This is a genomic window from Streptomyces sp. NPDC052043 (assembly GCF_044548235.1).
Lineage (GTDB): Bacteria > Actinomycetota > Actinomycetes > Streptomycetales > Streptomycetaceae > Streptomyces.
On the sequence record NZ_JBIUBT010000021.1, the window covers coordinates 74,212 to 93,479 of the forward strand.

General features: G+C 72.3%; 16 protein-coding genes. 10 read left to right on the forward strand and 6 right to left on the reverse strand.

Going from position 1 to position 19,268, the window contains the following annotated elements; genetic code table 11:
* Nucleotides 1-43: 43 nt before the first annotated feature.
* Together ACIHCX_RS35895 and ACIHCX_RS35900 are read right to left on the reverse strand one after the other, a co-directional pair.
* Nucleotides 44-559, reverse strand: a complete 516-nt coding sequence (locus tag ACIHCX_RS35895; protein ID WP_400037156.1) for an HPP family protein — start codon at nt 557-559, stop codon at nt 44-46.
* Between the two features lie 133 nt (nt 560-692).
* Nucleotides 693-1,394: a haloacid dehalogenase type II gene (locus tag ACIHCX_RS35900; RefSeq protein ID WP_400037158.1), complete on the reverse strand. Its 702-nt coding sequence runs from the start codon at nt 1,392-1,394 to the stop codon at nt 693-695.
* A gap of 345 nt (nt 1,395-1,739) precedes the next feature.
* On the opposite strand from ACIHCX_RS35900, the gene ACIHCX_RS35905 reads away from it, so the two are divergent.
* Entirely contained in the window at nt 1,740-3,398 is a 1,659-nt protein-coding gene (locus ACIHCX_RS35905) for a penicillin-binding transpeptidase domain-containing protein (protein ID WP_400037160.1), read from the forward strand.
* A gap of 56 nt (nt 3,399-3,454) precedes the next feature.
* On the opposite strand, the gene ACIHCX_RS35910 is transcribed toward ACIHCX_RS35905, so the two are convergent.
* The gene (locus ACIHCX_RS35910; protein WP_400037162.1) at nt 3,455-5,101 is read right to left on the reverse strand and encodes an MFS transporter; all 1,647 of its coding nucleotides are present in this window, start codon (nt 5,099-5,101) and stop codon (nt 3,455-3,457) included.
* Nucleotides 5,102-5,400: 299 nt separating this feature from the next.
* Here ACIHCX_RS35910 and ACIHCX_RS35915 point away from each other — a divergent pair, with 299 nt between their 5' ends.
* Genes ACIHCX_RS35915 through ACIHCX_RS35930 form a run of 4 tightly spaced genes read left to right on the forward strand, consistent with a single transcriptional unit; the run spans nt 5,401 to nt 9,496 of the window.
* On the forward strand, nt 5,401-6,570 hold the full coding sequence (locus ACIHCX_RS35915) for a cupin domain-containing protein (protein ID WP_400037164.1): 1,170 nt from the start codon (nt 5,401-5,403) through the stop codon (nt 6,568-6,570).
* Entirely contained in the window at nt 6,567-7,415 is an 849-nt protein-coding gene (locus ACIHCX_RS35920; RefSeq protein WP_400037166.1) for a fumarylacetoacetate hydrolase family protein, read from the forward strand. The genes ACIHCX_RS35915 and ACIHCX_RS35920 overlap by 4 nt, the downstream gene beginning before the upstream one ends.
* The gene (locus ACIHCX_RS35925; protein WP_400037168.1) at nt 7,415-8,122 is read left to right on the forward strand and encodes a maleylpyruvate isomerase family mycothiol-dependent enzyme; all 708 of its coding nucleotides are present in this window, start codon (nt 7,415-7,417) and stop codon (nt 8,120-8,122) included. Before ACIHCX_RS35920 ends, ACIHCX_RS35925 begins: the two co-directional genes overlap by 1 nt.
* 33 nt (nt 8,123-8,155) lie before the next feature.
* The gene (locus ACIHCX_RS35930) at nt 8,156-9,496 is read left to right on the forward strand and encodes an FAD-dependent oxidoreductase (protein ID WP_400037170.1); all 1,341 of its coding nucleotides are present in this window, start codon (nt 8,156-8,158) and stop codon (nt 9,494-9,496) included.
* Nucleotides 9,497-9,686: 190 nt separating this feature from the next.
* On the opposite strand, the gene ACIHCX_RS35935 is transcribed toward ACIHCX_RS35930, so the two are convergent.
* Nucleotides 9,687-10,295, reverse strand: a complete 609-nt coding sequence (locus ACIHCX_RS35935) for a TetR/AcrR family transcriptional regulator (RefSeq protein WP_400037172.1) — start codon at nt 10,293-10,295, stop codon at nt 9,687-9,689.
* Between the two features lie 89 nt (nt 10,296-10,384).
* Entirely contained in the window at nt 10,385-11,011 is a 627-nt protein-coding gene (locus ACIHCX_RS35940) for a CGNR zinc finger domain-containing protein (RefSeq protein WP_400037174.1), read from the reverse strand.
* Nucleotides 11,012-11,049: 38 nt separating this feature from the next.
* Between ACIHCX_RS35940 and ACIHCX_RS35945 the strand changes: the two genes are divergently transcribed.
* The 4 genes from ACIHCX_RS35945 to ACIHCX_RS35960 all read left to right on the forward strand — a co-directional run bounded on the left by ACIHCX_RS35945 (nt 11,050) and on the right by ACIHCX_RS35960 (nt 16,884).
* The gene (locus ACIHCX_RS35945; RefSeq protein ID WP_400037176.1) at nt 11,050-12,255 is read left to right on the forward strand and encodes an MFS transporter; all 1,206 of its coding nucleotides are present in this window, start codon (nt 11,050-11,052) and stop codon (nt 12,253-12,255) included.
* A gap of 226 nt (nt 12,256-12,481) precedes the next feature.
* On the forward strand, nt 12,482-14,155 hold the full coding sequence (locus tag ACIHCX_RS35950; protein ID WP_400037178.1) for an NAD-dependent malic enzyme: 1,674 nt from the start codon (nt 12,482-12,484) through the stop codon (nt 14,153-14,155).
* On the forward strand, nt 14,152-15,648 hold the full coding sequence (fumC, locus tag ACIHCX_RS35955) for a class II fumarate hydratase (RefSeq protein WP_400037180.1): 1,497 nt from the start codon (nt 14,152-14,154) through the stop codon (nt 15,646-15,648). Before ACIHCX_RS35950 ends, fumC begins: the two co-directional genes overlap by 4 nt.
* 81 nt (nt 15,649-15,729) lie before the next feature.
* Nucleotides 15,730-16,884, forward strand: coding sequence for a PP2C family protein-serine/threonine phosphatase (locus tag ACIHCX_RS35960; RefSeq protein WP_400037182.1), 1,155 nt, complete (start codon nt 15,730-15,732; stop codon nt 16,882-16,884).
* Here ACIHCX_RS35960 and ACIHCX_RS35965 read toward each other — a convergent pair.
* Nucleotides 16,856-17,740, reverse strand: a complete 885-nt coding sequence (locus ACIHCX_RS35965) for a LysR family transcriptional regulator (RefSeq protein WP_400037184.1) — start codon at nt 17,738-17,740, stop codon at nt 16,856-16,858. The genes ACIHCX_RS35960 and ACIHCX_RS35965 overlap by 29 nt on opposite strands.
* A 114-nt stretch (nt 17,741-17,854) precedes the next feature.
* Here ACIHCX_RS35965 and ACIHCX_RS35970 point away from each other — a divergent pair, with 114 nt between their 5' ends.
* Nucleotides 17,855-19,174 carry an MFS transporter gene (locus ACIHCX_RS35970; protein ID WP_400037186.1) on the forward strand — a complete coding sequence of 440 codons (1,320 nt, stop codon included), beginning with the start codon at nt 17,855-17,857 and terminating at the stop codon, nt 19,172-19,174.
* Nucleotides 19,175-19,268 lie beyond the last annotated feature (94 nt).

Consider the following 19,268-nt stretch of genomic DNA (forward strand, 5'->3'; position numbering starts at 1 on the left):
GGCCTGCTCCCGCGCCGCCGGCGACGCCACATCCACCACGGCCTCAGTCGTGGAAGGTCCGGCGGGTGGGCACGCGGAGCCACGGGATCTTGGCCAGTGCGACCGCCGTCGTGATCACGACGGCGAGGCCGGTGAGCATGCCGAACAGCGGCAGGCCGGGTCGGGCGATGCCGGACGTGATCATCAGCGCGGTCGCGGCGGCCGGTGGGTGGTGGGCGTCCAGCACGACCAGGGCGAGCAGCGTCAGGCCAACCCCCAGAGCCTGGGCGCCGATCTGCGCCGGTGTGTCGATGTGCCGCTCGATGATCGAGGGGCGCCTCCACAGTCCGAAGGCTGCGAGGCAGGCCAGTCCGCCGGCGGTCGCCGCGGCGTGGCCCAGCACGGCGCTGCGCACCTGGGCGGCCTCGGTGTCCGGGTGGGCCAGCAGAAGGTACGCGGTGGGACCGACCGTCGTGGTGAGCATCATCAGCCCGATCAGATGACCGATGAGGCCGGTCGCGGTGAGCAGCCCGGCGGCCAGCACGAACAGCCGTCCCCCCACCAGCAGCCGGATCCTCAACGGTCCTCACCGTCCGAGCACTTCCCGATGCGTGCCCGCCCTGCCCGGCGCGCTGCGTGGTGGAACCCCGGCGCACGCCGCAGCGTGAGGCGGCCGGCCGTCCTCGAACGGCGGAAGTCAACGCCCAGGGCGGTCACCCTCGGTCCGGGCCGCGCGCGCCGTACCGGTCGATCAGCTGGTCGGCGATCGCGTCAAGGTCCAGCCCGACGTAGTGGGGCTGCGGGCCGACGTCGAGGGGCGCGTTGCCCTCCCGCAGGACGAGCGCGGCCTGCCAGCCGGCCGCCGCGGCGCCGATCGTGTCCCAGACGTGGCACGCGATCAGGCAGATGTCGCCGGGCTCGACTTCGAGCGCGCCGGCTACCGAATGGTAGGCCTCCGGGGCCGGCTTGTGGCGTCGCACGGTCGCGTCGACGCTGAAGCGGCGTTCGAACAGGTCGATCAGGCCTGCCCCTTCCAGTTGCCGCTCGGAGATCTCCAGCGTGTTGTCGGTGAGCGTGAACAGCCGGAAGCCGTGGTCGTGGAGTCGGCGCAGGGCCGCTGGGACTTCGGGATGGGCCGGCATGGTGGCGAACCGGTCTGTCAGCTCGGCACTGTCGGCGCCGCTGATCGTGATGCCGCGAGTGGCGGCGAGCATCCGGAGCACGGCGCCACCGATGTCGGTGAACGGAACGTACACTCCGCTGAGCGTGAGCGCCTCGGAGTAGGTGATCAGATTGGCGAACCACAGGCGCATCGCGGCGGGGTCGTTGAAGATCCTGTGGAAGGTGGGGTGGAGCACGTCCAGATCGAGCAGGGTCTCGTTGACGTCGAAAACCACCATCGGTCGCTCGGACACAAGTGCGCCTTCCTTCATCCGTGGGGGCAGAAGATGTGGACCGCCGCCGTCGCCTTTGGGGTGGCCAATCCGGGCGCCTGAGAGCCGTGCGGGCCTGCCGGAACTCCCCAGCAAGGACGCCTCGACTGTATGGGGTGCGAGCGACGCGGTGGGAGACCGCGCAGGAGGGCGTCACGCGTCCTTGTGCCGTGTCACTCGCCTGTACCAGTGAGCGCTCCGCCGTGTGGGTCCTCGCACAGGCGGAGCTCCGGCCGCTGACGTCGGCAAGGGGCAACTTGACGGTCCGATAACGATCCATCGAAAGACGCTGCCTGCACCGCGTGCGGCAAACATACGATCCGTCGCATGAACAGAGCTGTGAAGATCGGCATCGCCGGTACCTGCACGGCGCTGCTCGTGACCGGGGGAATCGGCGCGTACAACATCGTGCAGGGGCTGACCTCCGGAGTTGCGGGCGGCGGTCGGGCCGAGGCCGGGCACTCCGTCGACGAGGCAGCCGTGTCGAGCTCACCGCCGTCGGAGGCCAACGCCGTGCAGCTGACCCGGGCGTTCCTGGACAGCTGGTCCAAACAGCACCTCGACGGCGCGGCGAGCGACACCGACGCGCCGGACACGGCCGGGCGGGCATTGCAGCGGTACACCGACGAACTGGACCTGAAGAAGGTGACCTTCAGTCAGGTCGTCGCGGTGGGCCGGTCGACGGTGACGCCGGGCGCGATCAAGGTCACCTTCCTCGTCACGGCCCGGGTGGCGGGCGGAACCTGGACCTACCCGAGCGCTGTGGCGGTGGTGCGGAGTACGGGCGGCCAGTCGGCCGTGCACTGGAACAACTCGGTGCTCTACCCCGGACTGGGTGAGGAGCAGTCGCTGACCGCGGGTGCGCTTCCCGCCGGCGCCGGCACCGCCAGGGTCGTCGCCCGCGACGGGAAGACGGACCTGGCCACGTTCCCCTCGCTCGAGGACATCACGGCGACCATCCGCGAGAACGCCACGCCCACCGGCGGCAGCCCCGGCACCGGTGTGGCCGTGGTCGACGCCCGTGGTGCGCTCGTCGAGACGGTGCAGGTCTTCACCAAGGGGAAGGCCCCGGTGATCAGGACGACCATCGACGCGCACCTCCAGGCCGTGGCCGAGGGCGCCGTGAAGGACGGCCACCTGGGCGAGAAGGCGGCGGGCGCGGTGGCGCTCGACTGGAGGAGCGGCCACATCCTCGCGATCGCCCACACGGGCGCGGACGGTGACATCGCCATCAACGGCATCAAGTCACCGGGCTCCACCATGAAGATCATCACCTCTGCCGCCCTGTTCGACCAGGTGGGCCTCACCCCGAGCAGTCCTGCCCCGTGCACGGACTCGCTGGTCGCCAACAGCCAGTCCTTCCACAACGACTCGGGGGTGAGGGCCAACGCCGCCGCCACGATCGCCCAGGCGTTCACCGTGTCGTGCAACACCTCCTTCATCAAGGACGGCTTCCGCCACCTGGTGCACGACGGGGACGCCTCCGCCCTGCACGACGAGGCGGTGAACGTGTTCGGCATGGGCAGCTGGTCGATCGGCGGCGGGGTCGCCACCAGCGATCCGAGCATTCCGGCGGACGTTCAGGGCGGCGACCAGGCCGCCCAGTTCATCGGCCAGGGCAAGGTCGCGGCCACGCCGCTCTTCATGGCGTCCGTGGCGGCCACCGTGCGCAACGTCGGCTTCAAGCAGCCGATCATCCTGCCGGACCAGCAGCAGGACACCGCGCCGCGGCCCATCTCGGCCCGTACGGCCGGATACCTGCAATCCATGATGCGCAGCGTGGCCACCAGCGGTACCGCGGCGCCGCGCTTGGGCGGGCTGGCGGGCGTCGGCGCCAAGACGGGCACCGCCGAGGAAGGCGACGGCACCAACGGCTGGCTGACCGCGTACAACTCCCGTATCGCCGTGGCCGCGCTGGTCGAAGGCGGCCGCTCCGGCGTCGACTCCGCCGGCTACGTCGTCCGTCCGCTGCTGACCGCGAGCTGACCCGTCCCCGCTCACCACGACCGGTGCCCCGACGCGCCACCCGGTGGCGGGGTCGCCTACCGCGTGGGAGCCGTTTCGGGCATGCCGTCGCGTCCGGGCGGCAGGGGCGCGGCCCCCTCGTGCTCGTCGTTGCCGGCGGAACGGGGGGCGTGGACCCCGATCATGCCGAAGGCGGTCAGCGCCGCGGCGACCGCTGCCGCCGCGCCGCACACCAGGTAGGCGGTGCCGAAGCCGCTGCCCAGGGCGTCCAGGGCGAGGGCGTGGGCAGCGGATCCGGGGGCGCCGGGCGGCAGGCTGTTCACCGCGATGGGCCCTGCGGCCTGGGCGATCTCACGTGCCGCTGCCGCCTGACCGGCCGGCAGGCCCGCGCCGGGGAGGTTCTTCGTGAACGCCGAGCCCGCGTTGCTGAGGGCGACCGCGCCGACGACGACGGGGCCGAGCACGAAACCGAGGTCGCGCAGCATGTTGGTGGTGGCGCTCGCCATGCCCGCCAGCTTCGGGGGCACGCTGTTCAGCGCCACGGCCGTCACCGAGCTGACGGTCAGGGCGAAACCGACGCCGATCAGCAGGGCGGGGGCGACGAACGCGCCGAGCCCCGGGTCGGTGACGTCCAGTCGCGCGCACAGCAGGCAGCCGATCGCCATCAGGGCGAATCCTGAGGTCAGCAGCCAGGTCGCGGCGACCCGGTGAAGGAGGCGCGAGACGATCGGGATCAGCACGAAGGCGGGTCCCTGGAGGAGCAGGAAGGGGACCGCGACGCGGATCGGGTCCTGGTGCTGCACGGGACCCAGCCACATGCTCGTCGCGAAGCAGGCGCCGAGGAAGGCCATCATGCCGATGACCGCGACGACGGACGACACGGTGAAGGCCCGGTTGCGGAACAGGGTCAGGTCGAAGATCGGGGACTCGGCTCCCAGCTCCACGACGACGAACCCGGCGAGGACACAGGTGCCGAGCAGGAAGGCGAGGATGACGGGAAGGGTGGTCCAGCCCGACTCGGGCCCCTCGACGGCGCCGTAGAGCACCAGGATGAGACCGACGGCGAACGTGATCTGACCGGGCACGTCGAGCCTGCGGCCCTCGGGCGCCTTCGACTCCGTGGCCAGCACCAGGGTGAGCACCATGCTGACCAGCGCGAGTCCGACGAGCACCCAGAAGGAACCCCGCCACGACCCGATCTTGGCGAACATGCCCCCGAGCAGGGGCGAGACGGCGGCGCCCGCGGACAGGAAGCCGCTCCACACCGCCACCGCGTGTGCCCGTTGCCGCATGGTGCGCGTGACGGCGCTGATCGCGGTGAGCGAGCCGGGGAACATGGCGCCGGCGCCCAGTCCGTTCAGGGCGGCGCCGATCCACAGCACCTGGACGGTGGGCGCGACCGCGGCCACGGCGCTGCCCGCGGCGACCAGGGCCGTCCCGGCCGCGACCAGCCTGCGCCGTCCGAAGAGGTCGCCGAGAACACCGAAGGTGAACTCGAAGCAGACCACGGCGATCATGAACGCGGCGGTGATCCATGTGAGTTGGGATCCGTGCGTGTGCAGGTCCTCCTGGAAGAGCCCGTTGAGCGAGGCCGGCAGCGCGTTCGCGACCTGGGCCACGAAGACCGCGCAGCAGGCGGCAGCCAGTGTCCCCGCGTAGCCCGGTGTCCGGGCGGCCCCCGCGGTCGGGCCCTGGGACGTCGTCGTCCCGTTGTCGAGCGTCATGGTTGTTCTCCCTGGCTGGGAAAGAGAGGGGTCCCGGAAGCGGGAGCCTCGGCAGCGTGAAGCGTGAAGCGTGGAAGGGCTCGGCTCTGCGTACGCGGTGGGGGAGAGGGGGCACGACGCGAGTCCGCTGTGATGCCGTGGAGGATGACATTCGCTTTACGCGCCGTCAATACTTCGTTCGTGATCTAAGGCGAGCGTCGTAGTCGTAAGGTCGAGGTCGACGGGCGGCGGATTCCGCTGAGATTCTGCTGACCAGAATTCGCATGTTCTCCAGGAAGACACGGCGCACGCTGTGGTCTGTGACTCAGTCCTCCCTAGCCCAAGACATCGACACGGGTTCCCCGGTCCGGCTCCAGGCCGTCGCCGCGGAGGGGCAACCCGAGGTCACCCCGGCGCTCGAAGAGCTGTACCGGGGCTTCGAGCAGGAACTGCTCGTCCCCCTCTGGACCGAGATCGGCGACCTGATGCCGACCCACCCGCGCTCGCGTGCCGTGCCGCACCTGTGGCGCTGGGACCGGCTGCGGGAACTGGCGGCCCGGGCCGGCGACCTGGTCCCCGTCGGCCGCGGCGGTGAGCGCCGGGCCATCGCGCTGGCCAACCCCTCCCTCGGCGGCAGGCCGTTCGCCACGCCTACGCTGTGGGCGGCCATCCAGTACCTCATGCCGGGCGAGGACGCTCCGGAGCACCGGCACACGCAGCACGCCTTCCGTTTCGTGGTCGAGGGTGAGGGCGTGTGGACGGTCGTCGGACGCGACCCGGTGGCCATGCGGCGCGGCGACTTCCTCCCGCAGGCGGGCTGGAACTGGCACGCCCACCACAACGCCACCGCCGAGCCCATGGCTTGGATCGACGGGCTGGACATCCCGTTCCAGTACGCCACCGAGACCCAGTTCTTCGAGTTCGGCCGCGACGAGATCAGCGACGCCGAGCGGATCACCCCCGACCGCTCGCGCGCCGAGCGCCTGTGGGGCCACCCCGGCCTGCGCCCGGTCTCGGCCGGTGAACCCGCCCCCGGATCGCCCCTGTTGGCGTACCGCTGGGAGCACACCGACCGCGCCCTGAACGACCAGCTCGCGCTGGACGCCGAGGGCTTCGGCGGAACCGTCGAAGCCGGCCACGCCGCCGTCCGGTTCACGAACCCGGCCACCGGCGCCGACGTACTGCCCACCATCCGGGCCGAGATGCACCGGATCGCGCGCGGCGCCGAGACCGCGCCGGTGCGCGAGACCGGCTCGTCGGTCTACCAGGTCTTCGACGGTTCCGGCACCGTCACCGTCGGCGACCGCACCTGGTCGGTCACCCGCGGCGACCTGTTCGCCGTCCCCTCCTGGCAGCCGCTCTCGGTCCGTTCCGAGGCGGGCTCCACCGACTCCGACTCCGGAGCCCTGGACCTGTTCCGGTTCAGCGACGCGCCGATCTTCGAGGCCCTCCGGCTGGACCGTACGCACGTGGAAGGAACCACCCGATGAAGCTCGCCACCCTCCGCACCGGCGGCACCACCCGGGCCGTCCGGCTCGACGGCGACGTCCTGGTCGACCTCGGCGTCCCCGACCTGGGCACCCTGCTGGAGCAGGACGACTGGGCCGCGCGCGCCGCCGCGGTCACCGCCGACGGCGCGACGACGTACCCCGTGGACGGAGCGGACTTCGCCCCCGTGGTGCCCGCCCCGTCGAAGGTGGTGTGCGTCGGCCTCAACTACCGCAATCACATTCAGGAGATGGGCCGGGACCTGCCCGAACACCCGACCCTCTTCGCCAAGTTCGCCGACTCGCTCATCGGCGCCGGCGACGACATCGTCCGGCCGGACGAGACCGACGCGTTCGACTGGGAGGTCGAGCTGGCGGTGGTCGTCGGCGAGCGGGTGCGCCGCGCCCGGGGCGAGGAGGCCGAGCGGGCGATCGCGGGCTTCACCGTGCTGAACGACATCACCTGCCGGGACTGGCAGTTCCGCACCCGCGAGTGGCTCCAGGGCAAGATGTGGGACTCCACCACCCCGGTCGGCCCCTACCTGGTCACCCCCGACGAACTGCCGGGCGGCGTCCGCCCCGCCCTGGACGTCAAGCTCACCGTCGACGGCGAGGTCATGCAGTCCGACACCACCGGCGACCTGCTCTTCGACCCGGTCGACCTGGTCGAGTACGTCTCCACGATCGTCCGCCTGAACCCCGGCGACATCATCGCCACCGGTACCCCCGGCGGTGTCGGCCACGCCCGCAAGCCGGCCCGCTACCTGCTGGGCGGCGAGACGGTCGTCACCGAGATCGAGGGCATCGGCCGGCTGGAGAACCGGGTCGTCGAGGAGAAGTCCGCCTGATGTCCCGCACGTTCGACGACGCCCGCCGCTGGGCCCGACTCGGCACCGAGCTGATCCTCAAGGCCGCCGACGGCATCGACGACGGCGCCTTCGCCGCGCCCAGCGCCCTGCCCGGCTGGAGCCGCGCGCACGTGGCGGCACACGTCGCCGCCAACGCCGAGGCGCTGTCCAACCTGGTGCACTGGGCCGCCACCGGCGAACCCACCCCGATGTACGCCTCACCCGAGGAACGCGCCGCCGGCATCGAACGGGGCCGCGCCCTGCCGGCCGCCGAACTGGCCGCGTGGCTGCGCGACTCGGCGGAGGTGCTGGAGACGGGGATGGCCGCGCTCGGCGAGAAGCAGTGGCACACGCCGGTCGTCACGGCACAGGGCAGGACCGTGCCGGCCACCGAGGTGCCCTGGCTGCGCTCCCGCGAAGTGTGCGTGCACGCCGTCGACATGGCGAACGGCGTGTCCTTCGTCGATCTGCCGCCCGACTTCCTCGCCGCCCTGGGCGACGACGTCGCCACCAAGCGCGCCGCGGCTCCCGGCCCGGCCGTGATCCTGCGGGAACCCGGGGGCGGCGCCTGGGAGCTGCCGGGCCAGGGCGAAGCCGCCCTGGTCGACGGCGCACTGCACGACCTCGCGGCCTACCTCACCGGACGGGACGCCAGCCTGCTCGCGGCGGACGGAACGCCCGCCCCCACGCTGGGCGCCTGGCTCTGACCGGGGCCCGCCCCGCGACCGAAGGAACAGATCATGAACCCTGAAACCAGCCCCGCCGGGCGGCCCGACGTCCTTGTGGTCGGCGGCGGCATCGGCGGCCTCAGCACCGCCTACGCCCTGGCCCGCCAGGGACTGCGGGTGCGGGTCCTCGAACGGGCCCCGGAGTTCGGCGAGGTGGGCGCCGGCCTGCAGATCGCGCCCAACTGCACCCGCATCCTCGCCGAGTACGGACTGCTGGACGAGGCCAGGACGCTCGGCGTCGTCCCGGAGAACATGGTGATGCGGGACGCGCTCGACTCCCGGGAGCTGACCCGGCTGGACCTGCGCGACCTCGAACAACGCTACGGCTTCCCGTACATGGTGATCCACCGCAGCGACCTGCACGGCATCTTCCTGCGTGCCTGCGAGCGCGCCGGTGTCGAGCTGCTGACCGACCGGACGGTCGTCGACTACGAGCACACCGCGGACGGCGCCCTGATCCGTCTGGAGGACGGCAGCACCGAGGAGGCGCCGCTGGTCGTCGCCGCCGACGGGCTGCACTCGGTGGCCCGCCGCAAGCTCGTCGGCGACGACGTGGTCAGCTCCGACTACGTCGCCTACCGCGCGGCCGTCCCGATCGAGCAGGTCCGGGACAACGACATCGCGGAGAAGGACGTCACCGTGTACGTCGGCCCCCGCTGCCACTTCGTGCAGTACGCCCTGCGCGGCGGCGACATGTTCAACCAGGTCGCCGTGTTCCGGTCGCCCAAGGCCCTGGCCGGCCGGGCCGACTGGGGAACTCCCGACGAGCTGGACGCCGCCTTCGAGGCCACCTGCGACACCGTGCGCAAGGGCATTCCGCTGATGTGGCGGGACCGCTGGTGGCAGATGCTCGACCGCGACCCCGTCGAGACCTGGGTGCACGGGCGCATCGCCCTGCTCGGCGACGCCGCGCACCCGCCGCTGCAGTACATGGCCCAGGGCGCGATCATGGCGATCGAGGACGGCTGGGTGCTCGCCCGGCACTACGCCCGGCAGGCCGAGACAGCTCCGGCGGGCGCCCGACCGGACTGGGACGCCGCGCTGGCGGCCTACGAGGCAGTGCGGGTGGAGCACTGCCGCCGGGTGCAGACCACCGCCCGCGCGTGGGGCGAGCTGTGGCACCTCGACGGAGAGTCCCGGCTCCAGCGCAACGCGATCATGCGGGCGCGGGACCCTTATGACTACGCCTTCACCGACTGGGTGTACGGCCCGACCGCGCTGCAACCGGACGAGGAACCTCCCATGTTCACGCCGATCCCGCTGTCCTCGGCGGCCCTCGAGGACTCCCTCCAGGACGCGGGGGACGAGCCGTTGCGGGAAGCGGTCACGGCGACGGGGAGCGGCGCTCCGTGAGGGACACCCGCCGCTGAGCGGCGACCCGCACCCCCGTACGACAGGACAGCCGGCCCGGACATCCGGGCCGGCTTCCGTGCTCCTGCGCGGACATGAACGCCTCGACCGCGATCGGATTGGGCTTCGGGCGCTGCTCTTCGGCGTCGCCCCGCACCGTCGACGCCGGCCGTGTGTCCGGTCGCGCCTCCGGTCAGGTCAGGAGCCGCACCCAGCTGGCGCTGAGCTCGTCGAGCATCTGGTCACGACTGAGCCCCCAGTCGGCGCGATGCCAGTTCTGCGCGACGAAGTCGAGCTCGGCCATCGCGAGGACACCCCGGAAGTGGCGCTGGTGGGGTTCGAGGCGGCCGGCCCTCGCCAACCCGTCCTCAATGTCGCTGATGGCCTCCTCCAGCCAGCGCTCGACCAGATCGGTGAGTTCCGGATCGACCGCCGCGGCGTCACGGGCGACGCGGATGATCGGCCGGATCGCCGGCCAGCTGTCGGCCGTTCGCCGCAGCCACGCCGTGATCGCCTCCGGTGAACCGTCGGCGACGGTCGCGACGAGGCCCCGCGCGGTGGAGCCGTGCTCGGGGGAGCGCACCCGCTCCAGCGCCTCGTTGAGCTGCTCGTCGATGAGGGCCCTCATCAGTTCGCTGCGGGAGGGGAAGTACGCGTAGAAGGTCACCCGTGTGGTGCCCGCGGCGGTCGCGATGTCGTCGACCGTGGTGGCGGCGTACCCCTTCGTCTTGAACAGCTCGAGTCCCGACTCCAGGAGCAGTCGGCGCGTCATCTGCTTCTGCGCCTCACGAAGGTTCGCCATGCCGGGATCCTAACGCGCCCGACGGCTGTCACCGAGCAGTCCGGCCACCCGGCAGACTCTCTGACCATTATTTTCTCATCGCGTCTCTTTCATTGACGTTGTGTACCCCGCCGCCCGACGGAGTGGCCGCGTCGATGGGCCGCGACCCGTTCGCGGGTCGCGCACCGCCGGGAGCAGTAACGGCGTTCGGGACCGCTGCCCCGGGTGATGAAGACGTTCCGGCAACTGGGGGAGGCGCAGACTCCGCCGGGCGGACGCTGACTGTCCCAGACGAGGATGGTCAGGGCCATGCACGACGAGGCGAGGAGCCACTCGTCCCAGGGGGCGTCGTCGTCGCCGTCGAGGTGGGGGTGCCAGGGGCTGTCGCCGCCGTGCGAGGTCAGGCGGAGCGGCCCGGTGTGCTCCCGCAGAAGACGGTTGAGAACGGCGGCGGCGCCGTCGGCGTGCTCGGCGGCGAAGACCTCGCGCAGCAGGGCGGCGGCGGCACGCATCCCGCTGACATCCAGGGGGGTGAGGTCAAGGGGCTCCGCCTCACCGTATGCGCGGAGCACGTCGGCGACGGCGGCCGGGTCGGGGCGGTCGTCGGCGAGAACGTTGAGCAGGGCGGCGGTTCGTCGAGCTGTGGTCAGCACGGAGTGCCGGGTGGACCAGTCGTCGGGGGTGCCGGGGGTGCCGGGGGTGCCGGGGGTGGGGGACACCCGCGCAATGTAACGCATATTGCCGATATTTGAGTTACCTCCGTAACGTCTCGTCGATGAAGAAGCGTTACTCGGTGGGCTCCTATCTCGCCGGAGCGGTGGCAGCCCGTGCCGGGGACGAGATGTCGGGACCGGCGCTGATGCTGGCGGGGTTCGCCCTGACCGGGTCGACCGCGGACGCGTCGTCGCTGCTCGCGGGTGTCACCGTCTCCGCGGCGGCGGGAGGGCCGGTGCTCGGGGTGCTCCTCGACAGAGCGCGACGGCCGGGCCGCCTGGTGGCCGCGGCCCTCGTCCTGTACGCGGCGGGCCTGGGCCTGATCCTGGTCGGGCTCGGCCGGTTGCCGTTCGCCGCCACCGTCCTGATCGCCGTGGTGACGGGGTTGCTCGGACCTGCCCTGTCGGGTGGTTGGACAGCCCAGCTTCCCCGGGTGGTGACGGGCGACCGGCTGCCCCGGGCGAACGCGCTCGACGCCATGACGTTCAGCCTGGCGAGCCTGGCCGGTCCGGCACTCGCCGGTGTCGTGGCGGAGGGGCTGGGAGCCCCGTCGGCGGTGGCGGTCTCCGCGGCGCTCATCGTCTCGGCACTGCCCGCCGCGTGGCTGCTGCCCGCCCGCCCCGGTCGGGCGCGGGACGCCGGGGCCGTCTCGATGATCGGCGATCTCGCCGCCGGACTGAGGGTCGTCGCCGGAAGGCCGTCGCTGGCCAGGGCGACCCTCACCTCGACCGTCACCTGTGCCGCCCAGGGCATGCTGACGGCCTGCGTCCCGCTCCTGGGCGAACGCACCCTGGGCGGAGCCGCCCGTGGCGCGGTACTGCTCACCTGCGCGGCGGTCTCCGCCCTGGTGGCCAACGCGGTACTCGCCCGGTCCCAGCGCCCGCTCGCCCCCGACACCGTCGTCTGGGCCGGTGCCCTGGTCCAGGCTGCCGCGTTGGCCTGTGCCGCATCGGGCCGACCGACCGTGCTCATCGTGGCCGCGATCGTCCTCGGGGCCGGTGAAGGACCGCAGCTGGCCGCCCTGTTCGCGGTCCGCCACCGGGAGGCCCCGGAGCACCTGCGCGGCCAGATCTTCACCACCGGCGCCAGCCTGAAGATCACCGGCTTCGCCGTCGGCGCGGCGGTTGCCGGACCGGTCGCGACCTGGTCCCTCCCCGGCGCCCTGGCGCTCGCGGCTACCGTGGCGGCCCTCGCGGCGCTGGTCCACTTCGCCGTCCCGTCGGCGACGGCCGCCTCGTCCGCAGACCGCGGGGAGCCCGCCTCCTGAGCCAACTCCCCACTGCCGCCTGGTCAGTCGGACCCAGCCCGGATCTGCGTCCGGCGGCTCGTCCCCTCCGGCGGCGCCCCGCCTTCTGCTCCTGCCGCGCGACCCACCCAAGATCGACGAGCGCCGGTGGGAGCTGTGTGCGCACGGTGGAGATACCGGCGGACGACTGTCCTGGTGCGGGGCCGCCGAACGGCGCGCGCATCGCTACGCACATGGGGAAACCATCATGACCAAGAGCATCGTGCGGACTTCCGCCCCTCCGAGCGCCCTGGCGGATCCACTGCTGAACCACGGCGTGGCGTTCACCGAGGCGGAACGGGACGAGCTGGGCCTGACCGGGCGCCTGCCGTCGGGGGTGCTGACGCTCGAGCAGCAAGCGCGGCGCGCCTACGAGCAGCTGCAGGCCCAGGACGGGGACCTGGCCAAGAACGTGTTCCTTGAGCAGCTCCACGACCGCAACGAAACCCTCTACTACCGGGTGCTCACCGACCACCTCGTGGATCTGCTGCCCATCGTGTACGACCCCACGGTCGGCGAGGCGATCGAGAAGTACTCCCACGAGTACCGCCGCCCCCGGGGCGTCTTCCTGTCAGTCGACCGCCCGCAGGACATCGAGAAGGCCTTCGCCACGCTCGGACTCGGGCCCGAGGACGTGGACCTGATCGTGTGCACGGACGCGGAGGAGATCCTGGGCATCGGTGACTGGGGTGTGGGCGGGATCCAGATCTCGGTCGGCAAGCTGGCCGTGTACACGGCCGCCGCCGGCATCGACCCGCGCCGCGTCATCCCCGTGTCGCTGGACGTGGGCACGGACCGCGCGTCCCTGCTGGACGATCCGCTCTACCTGGGCAACCGGCACCACAGGGTGCGCGGCGCCGACTACGACGCGTTCATCGGGAGGTTCCTGCGCATCGCCGCCTCGATGTTCCCCGGCGCGCTGCTGCACTTCGAGGACTTCGGCCCCAGCAACGCCCGGCGGATCCTGGAGACCTACGGCGACGCCTACCGGATCTTCAACGACGACATGCAGGGCACCGGGGCGATCACCCTGGCCGCGGCCCTGTCGGCCGTCAAGGTCAGCGGTGTGCCGATGCGCGACCAAAGGCTCGTGGTGTTCGGCGCCGGCACCGCCGGGGTCGGCATCGCCGACCAACTGCGCGACGCCATGATCCGGGACGGCGCCGGCCGCGAGCAGGCCACCGCACAGGTGTGGCTGATCGACAAACAGGGTCTGCTCACTCGGGACATGGCCGATCTGCGGGACTACCAGCGGCCGTACGCCCGCGACCCGGGGGAGGTCGCCGGCTGGGCGGGCGACGGCGGCGCGATCACCCTGCTGGAGACCGTGCGCCGGGTCGAGCCGACCATCCTGCTGGGCACCTCCACCGTGCACGGCGCGTTCACCCGCGAGGTCGTCGAGGCCATGGCCGCCGGCACCGAGCGGCCGATCGTCTTCCCGCTCTCCAACCCCACGTCGCGCATCGAGGCCATGCCCGCCGACGTCATCGCCTGGTCCCGGGGCAAGGCCCTGGTCGCCGTCGGCATCCCCACCGCGCCCGTCGACCACGGGGGAGTGACCTACCGGATCGCCCAGGCCAACAACGCGCTGCTGTACCCCGGCCTGGGGCTGGGCACGATCGTCTCCCGCGCATCGCACGTGACCGCCGGCATGCTGCTCGCGGCCGCGCAGGCGGTGGCCGACCAGGTCGACGTCTCCGTGCCGGGAGCCTCGTTGCTTCCGCCGGTGGAGAACCTGCGGGAGTCGTCGGCGCTCACCGCGGCGGCCGTGGTCCGCGCGGCGGTCGGCGAGGGCGTCGCCGCCCGCGAACCCGCCGACGCCGACCAGGCGGTCCGCCAAGCCATGTGGCAGCCGGTCTACCCGGGCGGGGCGGATTCATGACACCGCCGCCCGGCCCTGGCGCGACCCCGGACGGCGACCCGCGGGCAGACCGCGCCCCGAAGATCCTCGACCTGCCCGTCGGCCTGCACGCCGCGGGCACCCGGCGGGAGACCGACTCGATGGGCGCCGTGGACGTCCCGGCCGACCGGTACTGGGGCGCGCAGACCCAGCGCTCGCTGATCCACTTCTCCATCGGGGACGACAGGATGCCCAAGGCCGTCTACCACGCCTACGGCCACGTCAAGAAGGCCGCCGCGATCGTCAACGGGCGGGCCGGACGCCTGCCGTCCTGGAAGGCCGGCCTGATCGAGAAGGTCGCGGACGAGGTCATCGCCGGTGAACTCGACGACCACTTCCCGCTGTACGTGTGGCAGACCGGGTCCGGCACGCAGTCCAACATGAACATCAACGAGGTCATCAGCAACCGCGCCATCCAGCTCGTCGGCGGCGAACTGGGCAGCAAGACACCCGTCCACCCCAACGACCACGTCAACCTGGGGCAGTCCTCCAACGACACCTTCCCCACCGCCATGCACATCGCCGCCCTCAAGGCCGTCCGCGAGCGCCTGCTGCCCAGCGTGCGCGCACTCCAGCAGGCGATCGAGGCCAAGGCGGAGCAGTGGCACGACGTCGTCAAGACCGGCCGCACCCACCTGGAGGACGCCGTGCCGCTCACCGCCGGACAGGAGTGGTCCGGCTACGCCCACCAGCTCGACCAGGCGGCCGACCGGGTCACCGGATCCGCGCAGGGGCTCTACGAGCTGGCCATGGGCGGCACCGCGGTCGGGACCGGGCTCAACGCCCCGCCCGGATTCGGCGAGCAGGTCGCCGCCGAGATCGCCTCCGCGACCGGCCTCCCGTTCACCACGGCCGAGAACAAGTTCGCGGCCCAGGGCGGTCTGGACGCCATGGTCGGCGCCTCCGCCGGGCTGAGGGCGCTGGCCGTGCCACTGATGAAGATCGCCAACGACATCCGCTGGCTGGCCTCCGGACCCCGCTGCGGCCTGGCCGAACTGAACCTCCCGGCGAACGAGCCGGGCTCCTCGATCATGCCGGGCAAGGTCAATCCGACCCAGTGCGAGGCGATGGTCATGGTCTGCATCCAGGTGCTGTCCGAGGACACCGCCGTCGCCTTCGCCGGCTCCCAGGGCAACTTCGAGCTCAACGCCATGCGCCCGATCGTCATCAACAACTTCCTGCACGCGGCCACCATCCTCACCGACGCCTGCACCAAGCTGCGCCAGTACTGCATCGAGGGCACGCAACTCAACCGCGACCGGATCGACAGGTACGTCGACCGGTCACTGATGCTCGTCACCGCGCTCTCCCCGGTCATCGGCTACGACAAGGCCTCGGCCATCGCCCACCGAGCCGACGACGAGGGCACCACCCTGCGCGAGGCCGCACTGGCCTCCGGCTACGTCACCGCCGAGGAGTTCGACCGCGTCGTCGACCCGTCCGCCATGGTCGGCACGGCCCGGCAGCGCGGGTGAACACGCCGCCACGCTCCGGGCCGGCCCGCCGGACGCGAGAGCACCGGGTCAGGTTTCGCGCGACTGGGGCACATTGGAACCATGCACATCGGGCAGCGCCTCGTCCGGCCGCGGCAGCCGTGGCCGTCGCGGCACGCGTTGGTGACGATCCCGCTGGCGCTGATCGTCGTGATCACCCTGGCGGATCTCCACTCGCCGGAATCCATCCACCTCGGGCCCCTGCTCGTCGTGGCACCCGCCATCACCGCCTCGTTCGGCGGCTACCTGCTCACCGGGCTGATCGGAGCCCTGGCGGTGGGGGCGCAGGCGGTCATCGCCGTACTCAACGGCGGACTGGACGACGCCAACCACATCTCGCAGCTCGTCGCGCTCGCGATCCTCTCGGCCTTCTCCGTGGTCGTGTGCTACATCCGGGACCTGCGGACGGAGGAACTGGCCCGGGTGCGGTCCGTCTCCGAGGCCGCCCAGAGAGCCCTGCTGCGCCCGCTGCCCGACCACCTCGGTGACCTGCACATCGCCTCCTCGTACCTGGCAGCCGAGAAGGAGGCGTGCATCGGCGGCGACCTGTACGCGGTGACCCGCACCGGCGACCGTGCGCGGGTGATCGTCGGCGACGTGCGAGGCAAGGGACTGGCCGCGATCGGAGAGGCGGCCACGCTGCTCGGCTCGTTCCAGGAGGCCGCGCACCACCACCCCACGCTGCCCGCCCTCGCGGAGGCCCTGGACCGCAGCGTCTGCCGCTACCTCGCCGAATACCCGGAAGCCGACGAGGAGGCCCAGGAGCACTTCATCACCGCGCTGCTGCTGGAGATCCCCGAACACCGCCCCGTGGCCCGGGTCGTCCACTGCGGGCACCCGCCGCCCTTCCTGATCAGACAGGGGCACGTCGTCGCCATGACGAGCCCCCGCCCGGCGCCTCCGCTGGGCATGTCGGGCCTGCGTCCGGGCGCCTACGACCTGCATGCCTTCTCGTTCCGGCCCGGTGACACCCTCCTCCTCTACACCGACGGTGTGGTGGAGGCCCGCGACCGCAGCCGGGCCTTCTACCCGCTGGAGGAACGGGTCGCCCAGTGGGCCAGGTGCGGCCCCGGGACCCTGGTCCAGCACGTGGTGGAGGATCTCCTCGCCCACACCGACGGGGCTCTCGGCGACGACGCCGCGCTCCTCGCCATCCGGCGCGCACCCGGGCCGCACACCGGTCTCCACCTCAGTCATCGGGCACACGGAGCTGTCTGACGCGGCGCAGGAACGCGGCGACCGCGGGCGACAGGTCTCCGCGCGGGTGGACGACCCTGACGGTCCAGGCCGGTGCGCGCCCGGCGAAGGGGCGTACCGGGAGTTCCGGGAACCGGGCGGCGAGCGACGGGGGCATGATGCACACGCCGAGGCCGTGCCGGACGAGATCGGCGGCCGCGAGCAGGTCGTTCACCTCGAACGTGACGGTACGGTCCAGGGACGCCGCCCGGAAGGCCCTGTCGACCTGGTGCCGCACCGCCCAGCCGGGGGAGAAGTCCACCAGCGGCAGCCCGGCGGCCTCGGCCAGCGTCACCGGACCCCCGGACGGCAGGCCGTCCGGCGCCGGGGCGGTCACCAGGACCATCTCCTCCCGCGACAGCAGCCGGGTCGTAAGACCGCGCGGCACCGGGGTGTCCAGGGCGGTCACCGCCAGGTCGACGGCACCCTCGCGCAGCGCCTGCGGGATGTTCCCGGCCGGGGCCTGGCACAGCCGCACCACCACCCCCGGATGCTCCCGGTGGAAGTCCGCCAGCGCCGCGGCGAGGCCGCCGTGCAGGCCCTGCATCACACCGATCGTGATCTCTCCGTGCAACTCGCCCTGGACGACGTCCACCGCGACCCTGGCCTCCTCGGCGGCGCGCAGGGCGGCGCGGGCGGCCGGCAGGAAGGCGCGCCCCGCGGGGGTCAGGGATACCCGGTGGGTGGTGCGGTGGAACAGCGCCGCGCCGAGCTCGCGCTCCAGCGTGCGGACGGTGCTGGAGACCGCGGACTGCGCGACGTGCAGGCGCCGGGCCGCAGGGCTGAACCCGCCTTCCTCGGCGACCGCGACGACGACCCTCATCTCCCGAAGATCCATGGCCGGCCTTCCCTGGGCCATCTCCCCCACAGATAACCATCATCTCGGATTATCTCCGCGCAAAGGGAAAAAGCGACTCCACCCGCTTGTTGGCAGGAAAAGCACGAAAAGGCGGTGAACGAGGTGAACCAAGGGGCAGGACCGGTTCGAAGCACGCCCGTCCTGGACGGTGGATTCCGCACGGAGCGCGGCGGGTCCGCCCGGGCGCCCCAGCGTCCGGGCACCGCACTGCGGTACGGCACGGGGTTCTGGACGGTCGCCGCGGTGTTCGTGACGGCCATGGCGTTCTCCACCGTTCCCACCCCGCTGTATCCCCTGTACCAGGCCCATGACGGGTTCTCCACGTTCACGGTCACCATCGTGTTCGCGGTCTACGCGGTCGGAGTGCTGATCAGTCTGCTGCTCGCCGGGCACGTCTCGGACTGGCTCGGCCGCAAGAAGGTCATGACGTCGGCTCTGGCGCTGGAACTGCTCGCCGCCGCCCTGTTCCTGTCCGCGCCGTCCCTGCCGGTACTGGTCCTCGCCCGGCTGGTCACCGGTCTCGGCGTCGGCATCCTGACGGCGACCGCCACCGCGTATCTCCACGAGTTGCACAGCGCCCACCGGCCCGGCGCCTCGGCACGCCGGTTCGAGGTCGTGTCGACCGCGGCCAACATCGGCGGACTCGGCCTCGGACCCGTCGCCGCGGGGGTCCTCGCCCAGTACCTGGGTGCGCCGCTGCGGCTGCCGTACGCGGTCTTCGTCGTGCTGCTGCTGACCGGTGCGGCCGCCCTCGCGCTGATGCCCGAGACCGTCGCCAGGCCCGCGGTCCGGCCGGCCTACCGCCCGCAGCGGATCGCTCTCGGCGTACCCGGATTCCTCACCGCCGCCGCGGCCGGCTTCACCTCCATGGCCGTGTTCGGCCTGTTCACCTCCGTGGTCCCCGGCTTCGTCGGCGGAACCCTGCACCACCCGTCCCGGGCGCTCGCCGGACTGGTCGTGTTCACCGTGTTCGCGGCCGCGGCGGCAGCCCAGACAGGCACCGGCCGGCTCGGCGTCCGGGCGCGCTGGTACGTCGGGCTGCTCGCCCAGGCCCTGGGCATGGCCGTCCTCGCGGCCGGTATCCACCTCGCCAGCCTGCCCGTGTTCCTGCTCGCCGGGATCATCGCAGGGGCCGGCGCGGGCGTGCTGTTCAAGTCCGCCGTCGGACAGGTGGCCGACGCGGCGGCGCCGGCCCGGCGCGGCGAAGCCCTCGCCGGCCTGTTCCTGGCCTCCTACCTCGGCGTCGCGCTGCTGCCCGTCGGCCTCGGCGCCGCCAGCCGGTCCATGAGCCTGTCCGACGCGACGACGTGGTTCGCCGCCGTCGTCCTCGCGCTGCTCACCGCCGTCGCCGTACGCGGCCGCCGCCGGGAACCCACCGCGGCCGGCGAGCCCGTTCCACGGCACGGGCGGTGAACCTCGCGGGGTAAAACCTCGTACGAGTACGACCCGGACAGGGAGCCGGGACGACATGGCCACCGCCCGGCGGTGACGCGTGCCGGGCCCCCTG

Bases quoted from the DNA above. Each gene is read 5' to 3' on its own strand.
- ACIHCX_RS35905 (WP_400037160.1), top strand. From the start codon at position 1,740: ATGAACAGAGCTGTGAAGATCGGCATCGCCGGTACCTGCACGGCGCTG.
- ACIHCX_RS35910 (WP_400037162.1), bottom strand. From the start codon at position 5,101: ATGACGCTCGACAACGGGACGACGACGTCCCAGGGCCCGACCGCGGGG.
- ACIHCX_RS35920 (WP_400037166.1), top strand. From the start codon at position 6,567: ATGAAGCTCGCCACCCTCCGCACCGGCGGCACCACCCGGGCCGTCCGG.
- ACIHCX_RS35925 (WP_400037168.1), top strand. From the start codon at position 7,415: ATGTCCCGCACGTTCGACGACGCCCGCCGCTGGGCCCGACTCGGCACC.
- ACIHCX_RS35930 (WP_400037170.1), top strand. From the start codon at position 8,156: ATGAACCCTGAAACCAGCCCCGCCGGGCGGCCCGACGTCCTTGTGGTC.
- ACIHCX_RS35935 (WP_400037172.1), bottom strand. From the start codon at position 10,295: ATGGCGAACCTTCGTGAGGCGCAGAAGCAGATGACGCGCCGACTGCTC.
- ACIHCX_RS35940 (WP_400037174.1), bottom strand. From the start codon at position 11,011: ATGCGTTACATTGCGCGGGTGTCCCCCACCCCCGGCACCCCCGGCACC.
- ACIHCX_RS35945 (WP_400037176.1), top strand. From the start codon at position 11,050: ATGAAGAAGCGTTACTCGGTGGGCTCCTATCTCGCCGGAGCGGTGGCA.
- ACIHCX_RS35950 (WP_400037178.1), top strand. From the start codon at position 12,482: ATGACCAAGAGCATCGTGCGGACTTCCGCCCCTCCGAGCGCCCTGGCG.
- fumC (WP_400037180.1), top strand. From the start codon at position 14,152: ATGACACCGCCGCCCGGCCCTGGCGCGACCCCGGACGGCGACCCGCGG.
- ACIHCX_RS35960 (WP_400037182.1), top strand. From the start codon at position 15,730: ATGCACATCGGGCAGCGCCTCGTCCGGCCGCGGCAGCCGTGGCCGTCG.
- ACIHCX_RS35965 (WP_400037184.1), bottom strand. From the start codon at position 17,740: ATGGATCTTCGGGAGATGAGGGTCGTCGTCGCGGTCGCCGAGGAAGGC.